This window comes from Pseudoalteromonas sp. TAE56 (assembly GCF_000497955.1).
Classification (GTDB): Bacteria; Pseudomonadota; Gammaproteobacteria; order Enterobacterales; family Alteromonadaceae; genus Pseudoalteromonas.
Genome location: NZ_AUTN01000126.1, coordinates 1 through 3,103 on the forward strand (window position 1 = coordinate 1; position 3,103 = coordinate 3,103).

At 37.8% G+C, this 3,103-nt stretch carries 3 protein-coding genes; all 3 read right to left on the minus strand.

Annotated features, from left to right (window positions below; all coding sequences use genetic code 11):
• Nucleotides 1-630, minus strand: a 630-nt coding sequence (locus L656_RS0114595) for a TonB-dependent receptor plug domain-containing protein (RefSeq protein WP_158000892.1), incomplete at its 3' end; no start/stop codon positions are given.
• A 210-nt stretch (nt 631-840) separates the two neighbouring features.
• Nucleotides 841-2,199, minus strand: a complete 1,359-nt coding sequence (locus L656_RS0114600) for a histidine kinase sensor domain-containing protein (RefSeq protein ID WP_024599750.1) — start codon at nt 2,197-2,199, stop codon at nt 841-843.
• Nucleotides 2,196-2,909, minus strand: a complete 714-nt coding sequence (locus L656_RS0114605; RefSeq protein ID WP_024599751.1) for a response regulator transcription factor — start codon at nt 2,907-2,909, stop codon at nt 2,196-2,198. The genes L656_RS0114600 and L656_RS0114605 overlap by 4 nt, the downstream gene beginning before the upstream one ends.
• Between the last annotated feature and the right edge of the window lie 194 nt (nt 2,910-3,103).

Sequence of the window (3,103 nt, forward strand, 5' to 3'; positions counted from 1 at the left end):
GGCCGTACCATAAATAGTATCGCCATCACCATCTTCCATGTTCTCGCGATCCACAGTATTGAAATACCCTAGTACGCCCCATGTATCACTTAATTTACCGTATACACTGGTGCTTAAACGCGTACCGTCATTTGAAAAGTAACTTGCTTTAACACGTCCACCAAATTGTTCACCTTGATTAAGTAAGTCTTGCGCGTCTTTAGTTTTAAAGCGGATAGAGCCGCCAATCGCACCAGGACCACTTGTTGCTTCGCCGGCACCTGCTTGCACATCGATTTGTTGCAGTAGGTCTGGATCTATTGTTACACGACCAATATGATGAAATAACGTTGATGTTTGCTGTGCACCATCAACCGTTATATTTAATAAAGAATCTTCAACACCACGAATATAGATCTTTTGTGCAACGCCTACCGAGCCACCCACACTAACAGAAGGTGAATGTCGAAAAATGTCAGCCAGATCACTTGCTTGATATTGTTCTATTTCTTCAGCTGTAATACTCAAATTAGTTGCAGAACCAACTACAGATATTTTTTCAACAGACGCTGTATTTTTAGCAAGTTCTTGCGCGTATATAGGTGAACTAAATGATGCACAAATGGCACTCATTAGGGCTAATTTTTTCAAGGGGGACGCTCCTTCTCAATTACAAATAAGAAGAATTATCATTTTCTTTTAATTAAAAGTATAGCAACTTTACATTTGTTACATTTAGGAAATATACAAAGACGCGTTAGGTGCAATCTACTTTAGTTGCCTAAAAACATGTAAGTAAGGGCGTGAGCAAGACGAGAAAGCGTTGCTCAGTTTTTACAAGCACACAATATGAAATGTAATTTATACACCTTTAGGAACCGTTACAGTCATTACTAAACCACCTGCAGTATCATTTTTAGCAAATACTGTTGCAGCAATCGCATGTAATTGCCTTTGTGCTAAAGCAAGGCCTAAACCAAAGCTATCACTGTTGCATGAGCGAGCTGAATCAATCCGGAAAAAAGGTCTAAAAATAGTATTTAAATGCTCTTTAGGTACTCCTGGACCTTGATCTGCAATAATAATTTGATATTCATGTTTATAATCAATGAGGCTAATCCGTACTTTTTTATTAATGGGTGTGTAACGTAGTGCATTTCTAAGTATATTCTCCAGTGCTTGACCTAATGCTCTGTGATTACTGTTTTCAATATGGGCTTGATTAGGTAAGTCAGCAGAAATCAGTTTATCTGGATATTCAAAACGCCCATCTTCAATGAGGATTTCGAGTAAATCGACTAAATCCAAAGATTCAATGCGCAACTGAGGTGACTCGTTATCTAACCAAGATAAAGTAAGCGTGTCATCTACTAACTTACGGATGTGCTGTGACTCTTTGTGAATACGCTCTAATTTGATTTGCGTGTCTTCTACACCCTTTTCTCTGTGAGTGAGTAAATTGTCAGTTGCTATATCTAAGCGTGTTAAAGGTGTTCTCAACTCGTGAGACAGATCAGTTAGTAATACACGTTGATGCATAATCTGATCACTGATCCGCTCTGCCATTAAATCAAATGTTTCAGCTAACTGGGATAGTTCATCATTGCGTGAGCCCAGCTGCTCTCGAACTCTGACACTAAAGTCTCCTTTGCTAAATGCCCTACTTGCTAAGTCGAGTTCTTTAATAGGATGCATAATATGGCGATATAACACAATAGATAAACACACCAATATCAGCATTGGCAATAAAACTTGTAACGACAAACGTGTTAAATTCCAAAGTGATCCTGGGCGCATTCTTTGCGGCAACTGCACAACAAGGCTAGTTGCACCATCTTTAAAGGGTAATTGCATAACGGGGGCATGCTCAAAATACAGATGGATTTTCCAATCAATACTTCGCCCCAAGTTATACCCTGTATACTCATGACGATGAGAGCGATTACCTGCTAACTCAACCACATTGGCTTTAGCAATTACAGCCCAAATATTTTCTTGTTGTTGTAAATCATCAACCCAACGCTCAAGTTCGCTCATATCACCTTGATCAAATACAACCTCAGCCTTTTTTTGCCAATTAATTAACTCTTCTCGGCTTGAGTCACTTAGCATGCTCATATCATTTTCAAAATGATTAACCGCGACATTAATTAAATAAAACATCGCAACAACACCAGTACCAATAATTAAGCACAGCTTCCAAAATAAACGTCGTGTCATTTAATACAGTACCCTTGCCCATGCACAGTGTGTAAACGGCTGCCATCCCAGCCGGCGTTATTTAATTTTTTTCGTATACGACTCATATGCATATCTAAACTACGATCGTACTGACTGAAACGCTTGTTAAGCGCCGCTTGATATAAAAAAGGCTTTAACAGTATTTGTTCTTGGTTTTTCATTAAAATTTGCAGCAAGGCAAACTCAATAGGCGTAAAAGCTAATAGCTCACAATGCAGAAAAACCTGCTGGCGTAGGCTATCTATTTCAAGTCCATCAATATTAGCAATGTAAGGGGTATTTGTGTCTTGTTTAAAAACGCGCCTTAGTACTGAATCTACGCGTAGTAATAATTCTTGGCCATTAAACGGTTTTGCTAAATAATCATCTGCACCGGCTGATAAACCTAAAATACGCTCTTCTTCAGCATGTTTTGCCGATACAATTATTACAGGGGTGTTATTACAACTACGTAAAATATTAAGTACTGCTAAACCGTCTTTTCCCGGCAACATAACATCTAATAAAATAAGACTAAAACGTTGAGCAACCGCTAAATCAAGCGCTTGATCACCATCAAAACACTGTGTAACAGAGTACCCTTGGTTAGCTAGTAATTCAGTAATTTGATCATTAAGTAATGTATCGTCTTCAACAACTAAAATATCAAAATCAAATTTGTTGCGTTGATAGCCCTGTGGTGCAGACATAGAAAGCCATAATTTTTATAGTATTAAAACAAATTAAAGCAAATGATAATACAAATCAATATCAAAAACGGTGCGCAGGAAAAAAGTTAACTATTTGAGTGTTTTGAGTGTTTTGAGTGTTTTGAGTGTTTTGAGTGTTTTGAGTGTTTTGAGTGTTTTGAGTGTTTTGAGTGTTTTGAGTGTTTTGAGTGTTT